Raw genomic sequence first — 18,301 nt, 5'->3', positions numbered from 1 at the left:
CGACTTCTACACAAACCCGTAAACCGTTTGATGGCAATGACTTACAGCAAAAGGCGCGGGTTTGGGGCGCCTTTTTCCACATTGGTGTCGCTTAGTGCGCTGGCCCTTCTCAATGCGTGCGCACCACCGGATTCGCCCAGCAAGGCGGACTCGACAACGGGCGCCGCACAGCTCCGCGTCGCGCTCCTGACCCCGGGCCCGATCTCGGACCAGGCCTGGAACGGTGGCGCCTATGCCGGACTCCAGCGCATCCGGGATTCACTCGGTGCACGCATCAGCCACATCCAGACCAAGACGCCTGCAGAGTTCGATGAGAACTTCCGCCTCTACGGCGAGCAGGGCTATTCACTCGTCATCGGGCACGGCTTCGAATACCAGGACGCCGCCGGTCGGATCGCACCGGAATTCCCGCGCACGACATACGTCACGACCTCAGGCACCCTCACCGGCCCCAACATCGCCGGACTGGAGTTCGCCTTCGAGGATGGTGCCTATCTCGCCGGCATCGTCGCCGGCGCCACCACGAAGACGGGGACCATCGGTGCGATCGGCGGCCAGGAGATCCCCCCCGTGAAACGCAGCTTCTACGCGTTCGAGCAGGGTGCCAGGTCGGTCAATCCGTCCATCCGGGTCATCACCTCGTACATCGGCAACTGGGACGACGCCAGCGCCGGCAAGGAGCAGGCGCTGGCGCAGATCGGCCGAGGCGCCGACGTGATCTTCCAGAATGCCGACGCCGCGGGATTCGGCATCTTCCAGGCCGCGCGCGAAGCCCGCGGCGTCCGGGTATTCGGAGCAAACAGCGACCAGAACGCGGTGGCACCGGAGGTCGTCCTCGGCAGCGTGGTGATCGACCTCCCGCATGCATTCCTGCTCGTCGCGCGTGAGCTGCAGGCCGGCACCTTCAAGCCGCGTGTCATTGCACTCGGCATGAAGACCGACGTGGTGCGCCTCGTGCTCAATCCGCAGCTCCGCAGCACGATTCCGGCTACCGCGCTCGCCGCCGTGGATTCGGTCACGAAGCGCCTCATCACCGGCGACTTCACCGCACCGGTGCCTCCCGCAGCCGCGACCGCGAAATGACGGGGACCGGAGCGCAGGCGGCCACGACATCGGTGATCGCACCCTGGCTCGACGACCTGCTCGAGACGCAGACGACACCGGACTACGCCGGCGCGCTGAACGGGCTGCAGTTCGACCACCTCGGCCCGGTGACCCGCGTCGCCGCCGCGGTCGACGCCTCGCTGCGCACCGTGGAACTGGCGGCGGAAGCCGGCGCCAACCTGCTGATCGTGCACCACGGCCTCTTCTGGGCCGGCGCGCAGCCCGTGCGCGGCACGCTGCACCGGAAGTTCCGCCGGCTGGTCACGGCAGACATCGCGGTCTACAGTGCACACCTGCCACTCGACCGGCACACCGCGATCGGCAACAATGCCCTGCTCGCGCGCGAACTCGGCCTCACGCCGGGTGCCACCTGGCTGCCCTACAAGGGCGTGCCGATCGGCGTCGTCGCGGAGACGGACATGCCGACGGCCGAGCTCTGCGACCGGGCCCGGCGCTTCGCCGCCGCGCATGGGCATCACACGGTGGTGACACCGCACGACGCAGCACGCCGGACTCGCCGCGTTGCGATCTGCACCGGCGGCGGAGCATCGAGCGAATCACTGCGTGAGGCGATCAACCTCGGCGCCGACACACTGGTGGTCGGTGAGGGACCACACCACACCGCCGTCGATGCGGAGGAGGCGGGGCTGGTGGTGATCTATGCCGGCCACTACGCCACCGAGACCCTCGGCGTGCAGGCACTCGCCGCGCGCGTGGCCGCGCAGTGGAACCTGCCCTGGTCCTTCCTGCCGGCACCAAGCGGTCTGTGACGGAGGTCGCGCCGCGCCTGGCGCTGGCAGGCATCAGCCGACACTACGGTCCGGTCATGGCGCTGGACGACGCGAGCCTGTCGGTCGCCGCAGGCGAGGTGCACGCGCTGCTCGGCGAGAACGGTGCCGGGAAGTCCACCCTCATGAAGGTCGCATTCGGCCTCGAGCAGCCCGACAGCGGCACGGTGCTCGTCGATGGCCAGCGCGTGGCACTCCGCTCACCGCGCGATGCCATGCGGCACGGCATCGGCATGGTCCAGCAGCACTTCGCCCTCGTCGACGCCATGACGGTCGCCGAGAACGTCGCGCTCGGCCGTCAGGGACGGCTCGACCTGCAGGACACCGCACGGCGGATCCGCGACATCTCGGCAGAATCCGGCTTGCCGCTCGATCCACATGCCCTCGTCGGTACGCTGCCGGTCGGCGCACGGCAGCGCGTCGAGATCATCAAGGCGCTGTCGCAGCACTCCCGGATCCTGATTCTCGATGAGCCAACCGCCGTGCTCTCGCCACGGGAGGCGGGCGAACTGCTTGCCTGGGCGAGGCGTTTCGCCGATGCCGGCGGCACGGTCATTCTCATCGCGCACAAGCTGCGCGAGGTGCTGAGCGTCGCACACCGTGTCACCGTGCTGCGGCGCGGCGCGAGTGTGTTCACGGCGCCGGTGTCGCAGGTCACCGAGGCCGACCTGGCGCGGGCCATGATCGGCAGCACCTTCACCGATGCGCCAGCCGGGCCGGCGGACGCGATCCCGTCCGCCGGCGCCCGCCCGGTCATCACACTGCGGAACGTGACGGCCCTCGATGAACAGGGCGTCACACGCCTGGCCGATGCATCGGTCGAGGTCCATGCCGGCGAGATCCTCGGCATCGCCGCCGTGGAGGGCGCCGGCCAGCGCGAGCTGCTTCGCGTGATGTCCGGTCGCCTTGGCGCCACGCACGGCACCGTGAGCACACCCCCGAGCGTTGGCTTCGTCCCGGAGGATCGACACCGGGACGCCGTGGTGCTGGACGCGACGCTCACCGAGAACGTGGTCTTGCAGGGCGCCGGAGCACGGCGCGGGCTGGTGGCATGGGCGACAGAACGCGCGCGGACGGCGCGAATGATGGCCGCGCGCGACGTGCGTGCGGCGGGACCCGACACGCGGATGTCGTCGCTCTCGGGCGGCAACCAGCAGAAGCTCGTGCTCGGCCGCGAGCTGGACGCCGGATCCGACGCCATCGTGGTCGAGAATCCCTCCCGCGGGCTCGACATCCGGGCGACGGCCGACGTGCACACCGCCCTCCGCCGCGCCCGCAATGACGGCACGGCCGTGGTCGTGTACTCGAGTGACCTCGACGAAGTGCTGGCACTCGCCGACCGGATCGTCGTGGTCGCAGCGGGGCGGTTGCAGGCGGTAGGACTGGACCGCGAGGCGATCGGGCGTGCGATGCTGTCGGCCGGACGCTGATGCAACGCATCGCGCGCCCGATCGCCGAGCTCGCGGCAGCCGCCGTGCTGTCGCTGGCGGTGCTCACCGCGCTCCTCACGGTGACCGGCTACCCGGTCGCTGACGCACTCGCTGCGCTGTGGCGTGGCGCGTTCGGCTCGTGGATGGTGATCACCTCGGGCACGCTCGTGCGCGCGACGCCGCTGTTGTTCGCCGGGCTCGCGGTGACGGTGGCGTTTCGTGCGGGCATCCTCAACATCGGCGCCGAGGGCCAGCTGCTCATGGGCGCGGCGGCGGCGACGGCGGTCGGCCTTGCGCTGGGTGACACACTGGGCGGCGGTGGTGCGGTCGTCGCGCTCGGTGCCGGCGTGGTCGCCGGCGGTGCATGGGCCACGGTGCCGGCGATCCTGCGGCTGCGCTTCGGCGTGCTGGAGGTGATCAGCACCATCATGCTCAACGTGGTGGCGCTGAACGTGACCGGCCTGCTCGTTCGCGGCGCATTGCAGGAGCCCACGCACACCTTCCCGCAATCCGCACTGCTGGACGTTGCCGTGCGACTGCCGCGCGTGGTGCCCGGGACGCGCCTGCATGCAGGGGCGGTGCTGGCACTCCTGGCAGCGCTCGGGCTCGGGTGGTTCCTGCGCAGGACCGCCGCCGGCTTCCGCCTGCGCGTGACGGGCGCCAACCCGAGTGCGGCCGCCAGTGCTGGCCTGGTCGACGTGCGTCGCGTGACGATGCTGGCGTTCGTGGCGAGCGGTGCGATCGCGGGGTTGGGCGGCGCGGTGGAGGTCACCGGGGTGACCTTCGCGCTCTACGAGAACCTCTCGCCGGGATATGGGTACACGGCGATCGCGGTGGCCCTGCTGGCCCGACTCAATCCCGTCTCGGCGATCGGCGCGGCGGTGGTGTTCGGTGCACTCGAGGCCGGGGCGAGTGCCATGCAGCGTGACGCGCAGGTGCCGGCCGGCGTGGTGGCGGTGGTGGAAGCGTGCGTGATCCTGATGCTGCTGGCGTCGGAATGGATTGCGTCGCGGGTGCCTCTCATGCGAACGTGGAATCGGGGGGCGCCCCCGACCGCCGAGTCCACGCCATGACGGGCACACCGGTCGCGGACTTCCTGGACGCGTCGATCCGCAGCGCCACACCACTGCTCCTCGCCGCCCTCGGCGAGACCGTCGCAGAGCGCAGCGGCGTGATCAACGTCGGACTCGAGGGCACGATCATCGCCGGCTGCCTGGCAGGCCTCGTGGCTGCGGCCGCCATCGGCCCGGCGAGCGGGCTCGCCGCGGCCGGTCTCGCCGGCATCGCCGTGGCCGTGATCTTCGTCGCGGTGGCCATCGGCCTCGCCGCTGACCAGATCATCACCGGCACCGCCATCACCATGTTCGGGCTCGGGCTCACCGGGACGTTGTATCGCGTGGTGTACGGCGACGGCGGCGCGTCCCTGTCGAGCCCGACCCTCGCGCCGATCGCCATCCCCGTGCTGAGCCGGATTCCCCTGCTCGGTCGCGTGCTCTTCACGCAGCCCTTGCCGAGCTACATCGCCGCCCTGCTCGTGCCGGGCGTCTGGTGGTGGCTCTACCGCACGCAGCACGGCCTCTCGCTGCGCGCGGTTGGCGAGAACCCCGCGGCCGCGCGAGCGGCCGGCGTGTCACCACGGCGCATGCAGCTGGTCGGCACGCTCTTCGGCGGACTGTGCGGCGGACTGGCCGGCGGCACGCTCGTGCTGGCGCAGGTCGGGACGTTTGCCGAGGGGATGTCGGCCGGGCGCGGCTTCGTGGCGATCGCGATCGTGGCACTTGGCCGCTGGAATCCACTCGGAGCGGCACTCGCGGCCCTGCTCTTCGGGATGGCCAGCGCACTCCAGTTCCTGTTTCAGTCACTGGAGCTGGACGTTCCCTACCAGATCTTCCTCGCGATGCCCTACGTGCTCACACTGCTGGCGCTCGCGTTCGCGTCGGGTCGGTATCGCGCGCCGGCAGCGCTCGGCGTCCGCATGTCGGGCCGATCCGGCCGCGACTGACGGTGCGTCCCGGCGTTGGCGTGCATCAGCAGCCCGTGTAGGCGCTCTCCCAGCGCAGCGACCAGATGCCGCCCGCAGTGCGCTGGAGCATCTGGACGCGAGAGCCGTCGCCGAAGTCCTGGCCGAGGAAGACGGCCGGGATGCCGGTGGCGCGGAACGTCACGACCGCGAGCAGTTCCACGGCGATGAGGTCATCCTCCTCGGCGTACTGCGTGTCGCGCCAGACGGCGGCGTAGGCGCGCATGCCTGGCGACTTCTCGAGCACGATCACCGTGCGCTCGACGCGCGGCGAGGCCTCGACGTTCAGCCGGCGTTCCACGACCGCGACGACGGCGTCGATGTCCGTGCCGAGCTTCAGGCGATAGGCACGAGTGACGCCGAATGGCACGCGTCGGAGCACGCCGGCGGGGTCCAGCGGGAGGAGGGCGGCGGCCTTGTTGATCGCGACGACGAGCTGCGCGGAATCGCCCCGCGACATCGCCCCGATGGAGTCGGTCGGCACCGGGTCGGCGACGCCGGCGCGCAGCGCGACCTTCCACGAGGCCGGGGCCACACCCGCCGCGTCCCCCCGCAGCGGCACCACCGGCCACGCGTCGCACCCCTCGACCGCTTCCGGCTGGGCCGACGCGGCGTATTCACCGAGCGACACCGTGGCGACCCGGCCCGTGGGCGCGAACAGGTCGACCGAGGCCGGTGCGGCGCCAGCCGGGAGCGTGACCGACGACGGTTTCGGCACGCTGTCGTCGAGCACCGGCGGCAGGATGACCTGCGCAACCCCATTCTCTCCCGGCAGGTACAGGGCGGGGCCGGCGCTGCCGCTCCAGCGGGTATCCACCTTCGGCGCGACACTGTCGACCGGTGTTGCGGCGGGAGCGACCGACGGCGCCACGGAGTCCACGCGCGGCGCGGGCGTGTCCTTGCCACAGGCCACGAGCAGCACACCGGCCACCATCCAGCACCCCACGGCGGCGGTGAGGCGGCGATGGGACGGGCGGGTGCGGGCGGTCGATTTCGACTCCATGTGCACAAACATAGGGTCGCAGCATGCCCCGGCAACGCGATGCCGAACCCGGCGCTGGCGATTACCCTACCGGCACGACCCGCCATTCCGTCCACGATCGAGGTTCCGTGCCGACAGAGCAGTCCGCGCCCCACTCCCGCCAGGCCTCGACCGGCCCGCGCTGGCTGCGTGCCCTGGGGCTGCATCGCCCGGAACTGCGGGCCTGGGCCCTCTACGACTGGGGCATCTCGGGGATGCAGACGATCATCATGACGGCCGTCTTCCCGATCTTCTTCGTGAAGGTGGCCGCGGCAGACATGACCCCGGAGCGCGCCTCGGCGTGGTGGGGCTACGTGAACACGATCGGCGCCGTCCTGATCGCCGTGCTGGCACCGATCCTCGGTGCCCTGGCCGACTTCAAGGCGGCCAAGAAGAAGTTCCTGGTCGCGTTCATGCTGATCGGTGCCGGCGCGACGGCGGCGCTCTTCTTCACGGCGCGCGGCGACATGGTCTTCGCGTCGTTCGCCTTCATTCTCTCGCTGGCCGGCGCCACCGGCAGCATGACGTTCTACGAGGCGCTGCTCCCGCACATCGCCGACGAATCCGAGGTCGATCGCGTCTCGACCGCCGGATACGCGCTCGGCTACGTGGGGGGAGGGCTCCTGCTGGCGCTCAGTCTCCTCGTGATCCAGAAGCCCGGGCTGTTCGGACTGCCGCACGGCGCGGGGCTCACGCCGTCCCAGGCGACGCTGCCGGTGCGCCTGAGCTTCATCGCAGTGGCCGCGTGGTGGGTGGCGTTCGCCATTCCCGTGCTGCGGGTGGTGGCTGAGCCACCGGCCGGCCTCGAACCGAACGAGACCGAGCGCGCGTCGCCGATCGCAGCCTCGATCCGTCGGCTCGGCACCACGCTGCGCGAGCTGCGGGAGTACAAGCAGGCTTTCCTGATGATGCTCGCGTTCACGATCTACAACGACGGCATCCAGACCATCATCAAGATGGCCAGCGTGTACGGGACCGAGTTGCAGATCGACCAGGGCCAGCTCATCGCGGCGATCCTGCTGGTGCAGTTCATCGGGATCCCCGCCGCGTTCGCCTTCGGGTCGCTGGCCGGCCGCCTTGGCGCGAAGCGATCGATCTTCCTCGGCCTCATGGTCTACACCGGCATCTGCATCTTCGGGTACTTCCTCCGCACCGCGCGGGATTTCTGGATCCTGGCGGTGGTGGTGGGGCTGGTGCAGGGTGGCACGCAGGCGCTCAGCCGGTCGCTGTTCTCGACGCTCGTGCCCCGGCACAAGAGCGGCGAGTTCTTCGGCTTCTTCAGTGTCTTCGAGAAGTTCGGCGGCATCCTCGGGCCGCTGGCGTTCGCCGTGGCAGCGCAGCTCGCGGGGAGCAGCCGGGTCGCGATCCTGTCCGTCATCGCCTTCTTCGTCGTGGGGGCCTGGCTGCTGACGCTGGTGGACGAGAAGGCCGGTGCGCAGGCGGCGCGGGCTGCCGATGACGCAGCCATCACACCGGGTGCCGGTGCCGCCTGAGCAGCGTGAGACGCTCAGCTATCGCCTGCTGCGTGGCGTGGCGCGGCTGGCGGTGCGCTGGTACTACCGCGAGGTGGCGTTCGACGGCGCAAGCCGGATCCCCGCGGGCGGTCCGGTGCTGCTCGTGGTCAACCACCCGAACGAGCTGATGGATGCGATCTTCGCGGGGATCATCGCGCCGCGGCAGCTGACGTTCACCGGCAAGGCGACGCTGTTCGCGAATCCCGCCATCGGCGCGTTCCTGCGCCACATGCGGGTCGTGCCATTGCGGCGCGTGCAGGACGAGCTGGCGCAGGCCGGCGGGGCGGCCCTGCCGGATGCCGCGCGCAACGCCCAGTCGTTCGCGGCAATCCACGCGGCACTCGAATCGGGGCAGATGGTCCTGATCTTTCCGGAGGGGCGCAGCTGGGACGAACCGCGCCTCGCCCCCATCCGCACGGGCACCGCGCGCATCGCCCTCTCGGCCCGGCAGGCGGGGGTGGCGGGCATTGCGATCGTCCCGGTGGGCATCAACTACGAAGGGAAGCACAGCCTGCGGTCGCGGGTGCTGGTGGAGGTGGGTGCACCGATCCTGCTCGACGCGCTGCCGGCGGAGGCGTCGACGGTGGACGCGCTCACGGCGGAGATCTCGCGCCGGCTGCATGCGGTGACGCTGAACTTCACCGATGATGCCGACGCGGCCGAGGTGCTGGACGTGGCGACGGTGCTGGCGGCGACGACCGATGAAGTGCGGCCGCTGGACGATCCCGACGCGCCGATTGCGGCGATGGTGGACGTGGCGCGCCGTGCCGACGCGATCCGCGACCGCATGGCGCGCGGGGACCTGCCGGCTCCGGTGCAGGCACACGTGGTGCAGGTGCAGCACCGGCTGCTGGCGCTGCGACGGACCGCCACCGGCCTCGGCATCCGTCTCGATGACGTGATCCTGGACACCGGGTTGCCGGCGGCGGGGCGGTTCGTGGTGCGTGAACTGCTCCTGGCGGCGGTGGGCGTGCCACTCGCGATGTGGGGCCGGCTCAATCACTTCCTGCCGTTCACCCTGACCCGCTGGCTCGGACGCGCGACGGCCAGCGCGAAGTCGAACCTGGCGATGAACACCGTCGTGCTGGGCGTGTTGCTGGTCCCGAGTTTCTATGTCCTGCAGACGGCGCTGGTGTGGTGGCTCACCGGTGGGGGATGGGCGCTGGCATACGCCGGGTTGCTGATCCCGAGTGCATCGTGGGACATCCGGTACAGCGAACGCCTGCGGGACCTGCGGATGCGGGCACGGGCCTGGCGGGCCTTCCGGGACGACCCGGGACTGCAGGCCAGGCTCCGCACCGAGCTGTTCGCGCTGCGGGACGAGGCGGCGGCCATCGCCACCGGCGTCGCGGCGATGTAGAGTGGTGGCGGGTCGTCCCGGACGCGGCGGTGTGCCGAAGTGTCCGGGCGCACGGCGAAGTCCCATCCGCGTCCCTCCTCCGACCGGGGCCTGTTCGTGATCAAGCAGCTGCTGTTCGTCATCCTGGTCATCGTCGGCATCGTGGCGTTGGCAGCGCTGCGCCGGCCTGACTCGTTCCGGGTCGAGCGATCGATCACGATCAATGCCCCCCCGGCGCGCATCTTCCCGCTCGTGAATGACTTTCAGCAGTTCGGGAAGTGGTCGCCGTGGGAGCACCTGGATCCCGGGATGACGCGCGCGATCTCGACGCCCTCTGCGGGCACGGGCGCGAGCTATGCGTGGAGCGGCAACCGCAAGGCCGGCGCGGGGCGCATGGAGATCATCGAGTCGGTGCCGGGGTCCCGCGTGAAGGCGACGTTCACCTTCCTGAAGCCGATTCCGTCGCAGAACACCGCTGAGTACACCCTCGTGCCGTCCGGCAGCGCAACGACCGTGACGTTCCGCATGTACGGCCCGTCGCCGTTCCTGTCGCGGGTGATGCAGGTGTTCGTCTCGATGGACGACCTGCTCGGCAAGGACTTCGAGAAGGGGCTCGCGGCGATGAAGGTCGAGGCGGAGCGGCCGCAGACGTGACGCCTCAGCCGCCCGGCGGCACGGGCGGCAGGAAGCGGCCCACGAGGTCCCAGTGCCAGGCCGCGCGCCGCGCACCGGTGCGCGGGTCCTTGAGCGGCTTCTCCTGCAGCCGGTGCGCCGGCAGCCCCACCGACTCGCCGTAGGCCAGCAGCCGCTCGCGATCGGTGCTCACGAGGTGCGCCATCGGCGTGCCGAACCAGACGTGGCGGTGGAGCCAGAGTCCGCCCTCCATCGCGTGGATCATCCCCTCGCGACGGTCGGCGAACTCACGCCACCGCAACCGCTCGTCGGCAGCCTCCGGTGCCGCGGCGTCCCGGTTCACTTCGCATCGAGCCAGTTGTCGCCCACGCCGGTGGAGACCACCAGCGGCACGCTGAGCGCCGCGGCGTGCTCCATCTCGTGCACCACCATCGCCGTCACGGCGTCGAGCGCGGGCTCGGGGATCTCGAAGACCAGTTCGTCGTGCACCTGCAGCAGCATGCGAGCGCCCTGGCCCTCGACAGCGAGGCGATCCGCGATCTTCAGCATCGCGATCTTGATCAGGTCTGCGGCCGACCCCTGCAGCGGCGAGTTCTGCGCGATGCGCTCGCCGAAGGCGCGGGTGTTGAAGTTCCGGTCGTGCACCTCGGGAATGAAGCGCTTCCGCCCGAAGATGGTCTGCACGTAGCCCTGCTCCCGCGCCAGCGCGACCTGCGAGTCGAGGAACGCGCGGATCCCCGCGAACCGCTCGAAGTACGTGGCGATGAACTCCTTCGCCTCGGCGAAGCTGATCCTGAGCTGCAGGCTGAGGGCGCGGGCGCCCTGGCCGTAGATCGTGGCGAAGTTGATCGTCTTCGCCCGCGCCCGCATCTCACCGGTGACATCGGCGAGCGGCACGCCGAAGATGATGCTCGCCGTCTGCTTGTGGATGTCGCCGCCGGCGTTGAACGCCGTCACGAAGGCCGGGTCCTGCGACAGGTGCGCGAGCAGCCGCAGCTCGATCTGGGAGTAGTCGGCGGCGAGCAGCTTCGTGCCCGGCGCGGCGACGAAGCCGCGGCGGATCAGGCGGCCCAGCTCGCGACGGATCGGGATGTTCTGCAGGTTCGGGTCGGTGCTGGCCAGGCGCCCGGTGGCCGCGACAGTCTGGTTGAACGTCGTGTGCACGCGCCCATCACGTGGATCGACCAGCGTCGGCAGCGAGTCGATGTACGTGCCTTCCAGCTTGAAGATCTCGCGGTACTCCAGCAGCAGCGCCGGCAGCTCGTGGCCCTCGTCGGCCAGCTCCTGCAGCACGCTGGCATCGGTGGAGGCGCCGGTGGCGGTCTTCTTCTTCACGGGCAGCCCGAGCTTCTCGAACAGGATCGTGCGGAGCTGCGGCGTGGAGTTGATGTTGAAGGTCTCACCCGCCGACGTGTACACCAGCTGCTCCACCCGCTGTCGCTCGGCCATGAACCGCTCCTTCAGCGACGCGAACCACGACAGGTCGATGGCCATGCCGGCCCACTCCATGTCGGCCAGCACATTCACCAGCGGCAGCTCCATGCGGTCCAGCAGCTCGCGCGTGCCGGACTGCTCCACCAGCGGATCGAAGTGCTCGTACAGCCGCAGCGTGAAATCGGCATCCTCGGCCGCGTACTGCGTCGCGGCATCCACCGGCACGCGATCGAACGTGACCTGGTTGCGTCCCTTGCCGGTGACCTCGTCGTACGGAATCATGCGATGGTCGAACACCTCGAGCGCCAGCGCGTCGAGCCCGTGCGAGCGGCGGCCGGGATCGAGCACATAGCTGGCCAGCATGGGATCGAACACGAGCCCGCGCACGGTGATGCCGGCCTTCCGCATCACGAGCAGGTCGTACTTCGCGTTCTGCGCCACCTTCCGCACCGACCCGTCCTCGAGCAGCGCCACCAGCGGGAGGCAGGCCTCGCTGTCCAGCGGCGGCAGGTTCTCTGGGACCTCGACCACCGCGTTCGCCCCGGGATCGAGCAGGTCGCCCTGCAACGCACCGGCGCGCACATGCCGGAACGGGAGGTACCACGCCTCGCATGGCGCGGTCGCGATCGAGAGCCCGACCACCGTGGACCGCATCGCGTTGATGGGGATCGGGCAGTCGGCGTCGATGCGCGTCTCGGTGTCGAACGCGATCACCGGCACCTCCCGGGCCCGGCGCACGAGCGCCGTGAGCTGCGCCACGGTGCTGACGGTCGTGTAGGTCGTCGCGAGAGACGGCACCACCTCCGCCACGATCACGTCCATCGGCGCGTCCACGCCCTCCGGCGGGCCGGCGGGCCGCGGCTCGGCTGCGCCATCACCGAGCTGCCGCGCCAGCGACGTGAACTCGAGGTCCACGTACACCTGGCGCAGCTGGTTGCGGTGCGGCTGGTGGAAGCGCAGGCGATCCAGGTCCAGCGGTACGTCACAGTCGGTGCGGATGGTGACCAGCGTCTTCGACAGGCGCGCGCTCTCGACCTGCTGCTCGAGTGCCTCACGGGGGCGCTTCTTCGTGATCCTCGCGACGTTGGCGAGGATCGACTCGAGGTCACCGAACTCCCGGATCAGCTCCTGCGCACCCTTCTCGCCGATGCCCTTCACGCCAGGCACGTTGTCGGACGCATCACCGACGAGCGCGAGGAAGTCGATGGTCCGCTCGGGCGGCACGCCAAGGCGCTCGCTGCCGTTCTCGACGCCGACCCAGTGCTCATCCACGCTGGCCGGCCCGCCGCGGCCGGGGTTGAGGAGCCAGACCCCGGGTCGCACGAGCTGGTGGAAGTCCTTGTCGCCGGAGACGACGACGACGTTCAGCCCGGCGTCGACTCCCTTCCGCGCCAGCGTGCCGATCACGTCATCGGCCTCGAAGCCCTCGAGCGAGATGATGGGGGTGTCGTACGCATCGAGCAGGGCGCGGACGTGCGTGAGCCCGAGGTCGAAGTCCGCCTGCAGGTCCTCGGTCAGCTTCTCGCGCGTCGCCTTGTAGTCCGGGTACATCTCGTCCCGGAACGTCGCGCCGGAGTCGTGCACCCAGCACAGGTAGTCGGGCTGGTGCTGCTTCACGAGGCGGTTCAGGAAGTTCGCGATGCCCCATGCGATCGACGTGTTGACGCCGTGGCTGGTCTTGAGCGGGCGGGTGATCAGCGCGAAGAAGGCGCGGTAGATCAGCGCATAGCCATCGACGAGGAAGAGCCGTGGCGACGCGGGCACGGTCGGAGCGGGCGCAGTCATGCGGGCAATCTATCCCGCGAGACGGCCCGGTTTCGCGGGACTCAGCCGGGGGTCGCGGACGCGAGGAACAGGGCTGCGGCGAGTGCCACGGCAAGGGTCACGCGCAGGTTGTCGTCCACGGCGACGCCGGGGCGCTCGGCACCGGCGGCGACGGCACCGAGGCCGGCGGCGGCGGCGGCGGCGAATCCGGCCAGCCACCAGGCGCCGGCGGCGGTGGAAACGAGGCAGGCGAGACTGCCGGCGAGTGTCTTGCCGCTGCCGGGGTGCCGCTGCCGCCAGGCACGTCCGGCGAGTGCCGCGGTGCCGTCGCCCACGGCACCGGCCCAGGTGGCGGCGATGGCCGCGGCGGGAGGCGCTGCGAGCGTGGTCAGGGCGAAGGCGGCCAGCAGCCACGTGGCGCCGGTGATGCCCCGGTGGCGCTCGTGCGGTCGCAGCAGGGACCCGAACGTGCCCTCGAAGAACGCGCCGAACCGCCGCGACCGGCGGCGCGCGAACTCCACGCCGCAGGCCACGCCGAAGAGCGCCAGCAGGGCGAGTGCCACCGTCCGTTGCGGCACGCCGAGCGAGAGCCCGACTGGCACCGACATCGTGGTGAGGTGGAGCGTCTTCCGCGGCAGCTCCCGGCCGCCCGCGACGACGCCCCGGTTGGTCATCGGTTCAGGCGACGATGGAGCGCCGAGGCGAAGTCGTTCGCGCCCGAGCCGTAGAAGCGCCAGCGTCCGAACCCGCTCTGGTCGATGAAGATCAGCCGCAGGCGCTCACCGGTGTAGTCCCACGCCTGCATGCGCCCGCGCTGGCCGATGTTCAGGTCCTGCGACCCCTGGTTGTTGTTGTCGATGATCTGGTCGGGTTCACCGAGGGCGACGTAGACGGACCCGCGATCGGAGAGCCAGCCGGCCGCCGCATCCTCGCGGTACCGCTCGTTCGCGATCCGGATGCGCTGGAAGTAGTCACGCAGCGCCTCGTTCTGCGGCGTGATCGAGATGGGATCCGTCTCGGTGAGGAACGACGCCCACGACTGCGCACGCTGCTGCGGCGTGCCGGTCTTGAGGGCGTTGAGCCGCGTGGTGCTGGCGAAGAAGCGGAGGTAGCCGATCATCTCGTCGAACGATGCCACGGGGAGGTCGTCGCCGAAGCTGATCAGCACGGGCTGCGTGACGGTGTCGGCCTGTCCGGTCCGCCAGACGGCGGCCTGCACGATGCCCACTCCGAGCTGGCTGACTGGCACCCGGACGATGTTGCTGGCGAGGCCGGCGCGCTGCGGCAGCACGACGCTGTCCTGCCAGAGCGAGGCGCCCTTCGCGTCGCGGATGGCGATCTGGATCGGCACACCGCCCGGCGCGGAGTCCCGGACTTCGAGATACAGTGGCAGGTCGGTGTCGCGCCCGAGGACCATGGTGCTGCGCGCGTTGACGATGAGGTCGGGCGCGGTGGTGGCAGTATTCCGTGGCGTCGCCTCGACGGCGATGATCGGCGTTGAGGGCTGCCGGCCGTACCGCGGCACGACGAGCGTGCGTTCCTGGGCACCGGAGCGGGACGTCGCTCCGTCGCGCACGAGGACGGCGATGGTGTAGGCGCCGGGCGGCACGAGAAGCTGCTGCTGGAAGAGAATGCTCTCCTCGATCCGCTGGGTCTCCTTGAAGCTCACGACCCGGACGGTCTCGTTCGATTCGCCACGGGCCACGACGGCCCCGTTCTGCCTCGCCTCGACCGCGACCACGTACGAGGCGCGGAACCGGTCGCCCTCGCGGGTGAAGCTGAAGGCCTGAGTGGGAAAGGAAAGTGAGACGACCATCAGCGTGCTGTCGGCGGTCGGGCCGGCGAGTGTCGCGATGGAGCCGGTGAAGGGCAGCGGCAGACCGTTGGCGAGCATGCCGAGGTTCTGGAACACCTTCACGAGGTCGGATTGCGCGACGAGATCGCCGCGTCGCCCCGCCGGTGGCTGGCCGTCGCCGCCGGGGGGCCCGACCGGCCTCGGGCCGCCGGCGCGTCCGGCGCAGCCGACGAGCAGCAGCGCGCCAAGGACCCCGAGGGCCAGGGTCCGGACGGAGCGCCGCCCTCGAGAGTGAGTCCCCTGCTGAGCCAAGACGTCGGTCGCGATCATGCGTTGGTGACCAGTTCGGAGTGTCCCGGAGCATCGCCGTGGCGGTCGCCGGGGGCTGCTGCAAGATACGGTACACGTGTCCCGCTGCATCGTTGCGTGAGGGGCAGACGGCCTGTGCGCTTGCCGCCTTCCCTCGCGCCACGTAGGCTTACCCCCGTGACTCGAGACGCGCTCGTTGGGACGGTCATCGCTGAATATGCGGTGCAGGACATGGTGGGCGAAGGCGGGACCGCGATGGTCTATCGCGCGTCGCATCCGACGCATGGCGTCGTCGCGCTGAAGGTGCTTCGCACCAAGCTCCGGAATGACCCGACGGCTGTCACGCGATTCGAGCGTGAGGCCGAGTTCGGGCTGCGGGTGGTGCACCCGAACGTGGTGCGCACCATCGAGCTGGGCGCCGCCGACGGGTTGCGATACCTGGCGATCGAGTGGGCGCCCGGAGAGCTGCTGGAGAAGGTGGCCAAGCGCACGGGGGCGTTCCCGCGGGCACAGGTCGCGAGCATCGTGCGCCAGATCGGCGCCGCAGTGGATGCGTCGCACCGGCAGGGCATCGTGCACCGCGACCTGAAGCCGGAAAACCTGATGTACGACGCGGAGAACGACCGCATCCGCCTGCTGGACTTCGGGATCGCGGCCGAGCCGGAGCAGGGCAACGACCAGCGGCTGACGCGCGACGGGTTCTTCGTGGGAACGCTGCTGTACGTGGCGCCCGAGGCGCTGAGCGGCGTGCTGGTCGGGCCGGCGGCGGACCAGTACAGCCTGGCGACGATCGCGTACTTCCTGCTGACCGGCGTGCACCCGTACACGGCCCGGTCCACGCGCGACATGCTCTCGCAGCTCCTGACGCAGCCGCCGACGCCGCTGAACAAGGCGGTGCCGGGGATGACGTTCTCAGATGATGTCGAGCGGGTGGTCATGAAGGGTCTGTCGCGTCAGCCTGCGGATCGCTATCCGGGCATCACTGACTTTGCCACGGCGCTGGAGTCGGCGCTGGTCGCGATGCCGGCGCCGTCGGCCGCGTCGAAGTCGGGCGGCCTGTTCGGGAAGGTGAAGGGGCTCTTCGGATCCCGGGACACCTGAGCGTGACCGCGCCCCCACGCCGCGACGCCCTGGTGGCCTTGCTCGCGGCCAGGTCGGCTCGGCGGGGCTCGTTCACGCTCGCGTCCGGCAGGACGAGTGACTTCTACGTGGATTGCCGGCTCACGACGATGAGCCCTGACGGCCTGGTCCTGGTCGGACCGTTGGCGCACGCGCTGCTGCGCGACAGCGGCTGGGCGGTGGATTCCGTCGGTGGCCTGACGATGGGTGCCGATCCGGTGAGCTACGCGATCGCCTACGCGAGCGCCCTGGCTGGCGATCCGGTCCGCTGCTTCGCGGTTCGGAAGGAGGCAAAGGGTCATGGCATGGGGAAGCGGATCGAGGGTTCGTTCCGCGCCGGCGACCGGGTCGTGGTGATCGAGGATTCGATGACGACCGGCGGAAGCGCACTCAACGCTGCAGGTGCCATCCGCGCCGAGGGAGGTGCGGTGGTGGGGGCGCTGACACTGGTCGACCGGGAAGAGGGTGCACGGGAGGCGTTGGCAGCCGATGGTATTCCGCTGCTGGCGTTCACGACGGCGGCCGAGCTCAAGGGGTTGATCCCGGCATCCTGACCCCTGAGCTGGGGTCAGTGTGGGCCGTCGGGCGCCGGTCGCAGGGGTTGCAGGGCGCAGATCTTCCCGAGGTGCGGGGTGATCAGCTCGTCGCAGAAGCGTCGGTACATCCCCTCGCAGTCGTAGCGCTCGCGAAACGCCGATGCCGTCATGCCGAGCACGAGTGTGACGTGGCGGCCGAAGCTCTGGGGGGAGGAGTAGTCGAGGCTCGTCGCCACGTCGGCGATCGAACGCCGTTCGTCCTCGAGCCGGTGTGCCGCGCGGACGAGGTTCGCGAGGTCGAGGTAGGACTTGAGCGACGGCAGTCCGGCGCGATGGAAGCGGCTCATGAGCGTGCCAGGGTGCACCGCGACCATCTTCGCGAGTTGCCGCACGCTGTGGACTGCGGGGCGTGCGCTGAAGAACAGCTCGAAGAGTTCGAGGCAGTCGTCGCCGGCGGCGACGAGGCGCTGCCGCAGGTCTGCGATGGCGGAATCCACCGTGAACCCAGCGCGGTCGGCCGTCGCCACCGTCTCGCGCAGCAGGTGCCAGCCTCCCGATTCGCGGGCGTCGATGACGATGCGCATGCCGCTGCGGCCGAGCGAGAGCAGCGATTGCGGATGGACGCGGTCGGCGCTGGTGACGAGTCCCATCATCGGGATGCGCGGGTGTTCGCGCAGGATGGCGGCCATCCGGATGGCGTCGCGTGGCGTGCAGCAGGCAAGGGAGAGCAGCACCGCGTTGGCGGACTGTTCGCGGAGGTCGCGACGGACCTCGTCGAGCGAGGTGCGGTGCATCGTGCGATACAGACCGTGTCCGGCGGCATCCACCGCGCTGCGTTCGGACGGGGTGAGGATGGTGGTGACGGGTACTGGGGCGGCGGGCCGTGTGGCGGCGGCGGAGACGCGCGGTGCGCTGTGTCGCGGTGCGGACATGTCGGGTCACCTGTGCTGAGGACGTGGCAAACCTCAGGTGGCCCGTCACGGCGCTGTCAGGGGCGGGGGGGTTGGGGCGGTGTCGAAACGCACCGATGTGCCGGATGCGCTGCTGCCATGTCGCGTCGGGTGGCGCTACGTTGCGGCAGGTGATGGGCGTCGACCGGGTGATCGCGAGACAGGTCCGCAAGGATGTCTGCTCGAGGAAAGTCCGGGCTCCGCAGGGCGGGCCGCCAGGTAATGCCTGGGCGTCGTGCAGTGGCGGGATCGCTGCCCGGCGACGGAAAGTGCCACAGAAAACACACCGCCGATGGCCGGCGTTCGCGCCGGATCAGGCAAGGGTGAAAAGGTGCGGTAAGAGCGCACCGCGCCACCGGCAACGGTGGTGGCAGGGTAAACCCCGGCTGGAGCAAGGCCAAATAAGCGGCGAGGGACGGCCCGTCCCGATCAGGACGCCGCGGGTAGGCTGCTGGAGCGTGCAAGCGATTGTACGCCGAGAGGAATGATCATCCATCGCGTTCGCGCGATGACAGAACCCGGCTTACAGGTCGGCGCACATCACC

The 18,301-nt window shown here is 70.1% G+C and carries 16 protein-coding genes and 1 other RNA gene; 11 read left to right on the top strand and 6 right to left on the bottom strand.

What is annotated here, in order from left to right:
- Window positions 1-36: 36 nt before the first annotated feature.
- Genes IT355_04675 through IT355_04655 form a run of 5 tightly spaced genes read left to right on the top strand, consistent with a single transcriptional unit; the run spans window position 37 to window position 5,324 of the window.
- Window positions 37-1,083 carry a BMP family protein gene (locus IT355_04675; protein MCC7052537.1) on the top strand — a complete coding sequence of 349 codons (1,047 nt, stop codon included), beginning with the start codon at window positions 37-39 and terminating at the stop codon, window positions 1,081-1,083.
- On the top strand, window positions 1,080-1,874 hold the full coding sequence (locus tag IT355_04670) for a Nif3-like dinuclear metal center hexameric protein (GenBank protein MCC7052536.1): 795 nt from the start codon (window positions 1,080-1,082) through the stop codon (window positions 1,872-1,874). The genes IT355_04675 and IT355_04670 overlap by 4 nt, the downstream gene beginning before the upstream one ends.
- Window positions 1,871-3,322: an ABC transporter ATP-binding protein gene (locus IT355_04665; GenBank protein ID MCC7052535.1), complete on the top strand. Its 1,452-nt coding sequence runs from the start codon at window positions 1,871-1,873 to the stop codon at window positions 3,320-3,322. The genes IT355_04670 and IT355_04665 overlap by 4 nt, the downstream gene beginning before the upstream one ends.
- On the top strand, window positions 3,322-4,395 hold the full coding sequence (locus tag IT355_04660; protein MCC7052534.1) for an ABC transporter permease: 1,074 nt from the start codon (window positions 3,322-3,324) through the stop codon (window positions 4,393-4,395). The genes IT355_04665 and IT355_04660 overlap by 1 nt, the downstream gene beginning before the upstream one ends.
- On the top strand, window positions 4,392-5,324 hold the full coding sequence (locus IT355_04655; protein MCC7052533.1) for an ABC transporter permease: 933 nt from the start codon (window positions 4,392-4,394) through the stop codon (window positions 5,322-5,324). Before IT355_04660 ends, IT355_04655 begins: the two co-directional genes overlap by 4 nt.
- Before the next feature lie 25 nt (window positions 5,325-5,349).
- Here the strand turns inward: IT355_04655 and IT355_04650 are convergent, their stop codons facing one another.
- Window positions 5,350-6,345, bottom strand: coding sequence for a hypothetical protein (locus IT355_04650; GenBank protein ID MCC7052532.1), 996 nt, complete (start codon window positions 6,343-6,345; stop codon window positions 5,350-5,352).
- 23 nt (window positions 6,346-6,368) lie between these two features.
- Between IT355_04650 and IT355_04645 the strand changes: the two genes are divergently transcribed.
- Genes IT355_04645 through IT355_04635 form a run of 3 tightly spaced genes read left to right on the top strand, consistent with a single transcriptional unit; the run spans window position 6,369 to window position 9,870 of the window.
- Window positions 6,369-7,856: an MFS transporter gene (locus IT355_04645; GenBank protein ID MCC7052531.1), complete on the top strand. Its 1,488-nt coding sequence runs from the start codon at window positions 6,369-6,371 to the stop codon at window positions 7,854-7,856.
- Window positions 7,819-9,237, top strand: coding sequence for a 1-acyl-sn-glycerol-3-phosphate acyltransferase (locus tag IT355_04640; protein ID MCC7052530.1), 1,419 nt, complete (start codon window positions 7,819-7,821; stop codon window positions 9,235-9,237). Before IT355_04645 ends, IT355_04640 begins: the two co-directional genes overlap by 38 nt.
- A gap of 39 nt (window positions 9,238-9,276) precedes the next feature.
- Window positions 9,277-9,870 (top strand): SRPBCC family protein, encoded by a 594-nt coding sequence (locus IT355_04635; GenBank protein ID MCC7052529.1) that lies wholly within the window; start codon window positions 9,277-9,279, stop codon window positions 9,868-9,870.
- A 4-nt stretch (window positions 9,871-9,874) separates the two neighbouring features.
- Here IT355_04635 and IT355_04630 read toward each other — a convergent pair whose 3' ends face one another.
- Genes IT355_04630 through IT355_04615 form a run of 4 tightly spaced genes read right to left on the bottom strand, consistent with a single transcriptional unit; the run spans window position 9,875 to window position 15,172 of the window.
- Window positions 9,875-10,192 (bottom strand): hypothetical protein, encoded by a 318-nt coding sequence (locus tag IT355_04630; protein MCC7052528.1) that lies wholly within the window; start codon window positions 10,190-10,192, stop codon window positions 9,875-9,877.
- Window positions 10,189-13,068, bottom strand: a complete 2,880-nt coding sequence (gene polA, locus IT355_04625) for a DNA polymerase I (GenBank protein ID MCC7052527.1) — start codon at window positions 13,066-13,068, stop codon at window positions 10,189-10,191. Before polA ends, IT355_04630 begins: the two co-directional genes overlap by 4 nt.
- Window positions 13,069-13,109: 41 nt before the next feature.
- Window positions 13,110-13,721 carry a hypothetical protein gene (locus IT355_04620; protein MCC7052526.1) on the bottom strand — a complete coding sequence of 204 codons (612 nt, stop codon included), beginning with the start codon at window positions 13,719-13,721 and terminating at the stop codon, window positions 13,110-13,112.
- Entirely contained in the window at window positions 13,718-15,172 is a 1,455-nt protein-coding gene (locus IT355_04615) for a GWxTD domain-containing protein (protein ID MCC7052525.1), read from the bottom strand. The genes IT355_04620 and IT355_04615 overlap by 4 nt, the downstream gene beginning before the upstream one ends.
- Before the next feature lie 156 nt (window positions 15,173-15,328).
- Here IT355_04615 and IT355_04610 point away from each other — a divergent pair, with 156 nt between their 5' ends.
- Window positions 15,329-16,252 carry a serine/threonine protein kinase gene (locus IT355_04610; protein ID MCC7052524.1) on the top strand — a complete coding sequence of 308 codons (924 nt, stop codon included), beginning with the start codon at window positions 15,329-15,331 and terminating at the stop codon, window positions 16,250-16,252.
- Window positions 16,253-16,281: 29 nt separating this feature from the next.
- Window positions 16,282-16,824 carry an orotate phosphoribosyltransferase gene (gene pyrE / locus IT355_04605; protein MCC7052523.1) on the top strand — a complete coding sequence of 181 codons (543 nt, stop codon included), beginning with the start codon at window positions 16,282-16,284 and terminating at the stop codon, window positions 16,822-16,824.
- Window positions 16,825-16,838: 14 nt separating this feature from the next.
- On the opposite strand, the gene IT355_04600 is transcribed toward pyrE, so the two are convergent.
- Window positions 16,839-17,738, bottom strand: a complete 900-nt coding sequence (locus IT355_04600; protein ID MCC7052522.1) for a helix-turn-helix domain-containing protein — start codon at window positions 17,736-17,738, stop codon at window positions 16,839-16,841.
- Window positions 17,739-17,893: 155 nt separating this feature from the next.
- Here IT355_04600 and rnpB point away from each other — a divergent pair.
- An RNA gene (gene rnpB, locus IT355_04595) (RNase P RNA component class A) lies at window positions 17,894-18,298 on the top strand.
- Window positions 18,299-18,301 lie beyond the last annotated feature (3 nt).

This window comes from Gemmatimonadaceae bacterium (assembly GCA_020851035.1).
Classification (GTDB): Bacteria; Gemmatimonadota; Gemmatimonadetes; order Gemmatimonadales; family Gemmatimonadaceae; genus JACMLX01.
Note: the sequence above shows the minus strand (reverse complement) of the source record. Positions and strands in the feature narration are given on the sequence as shown.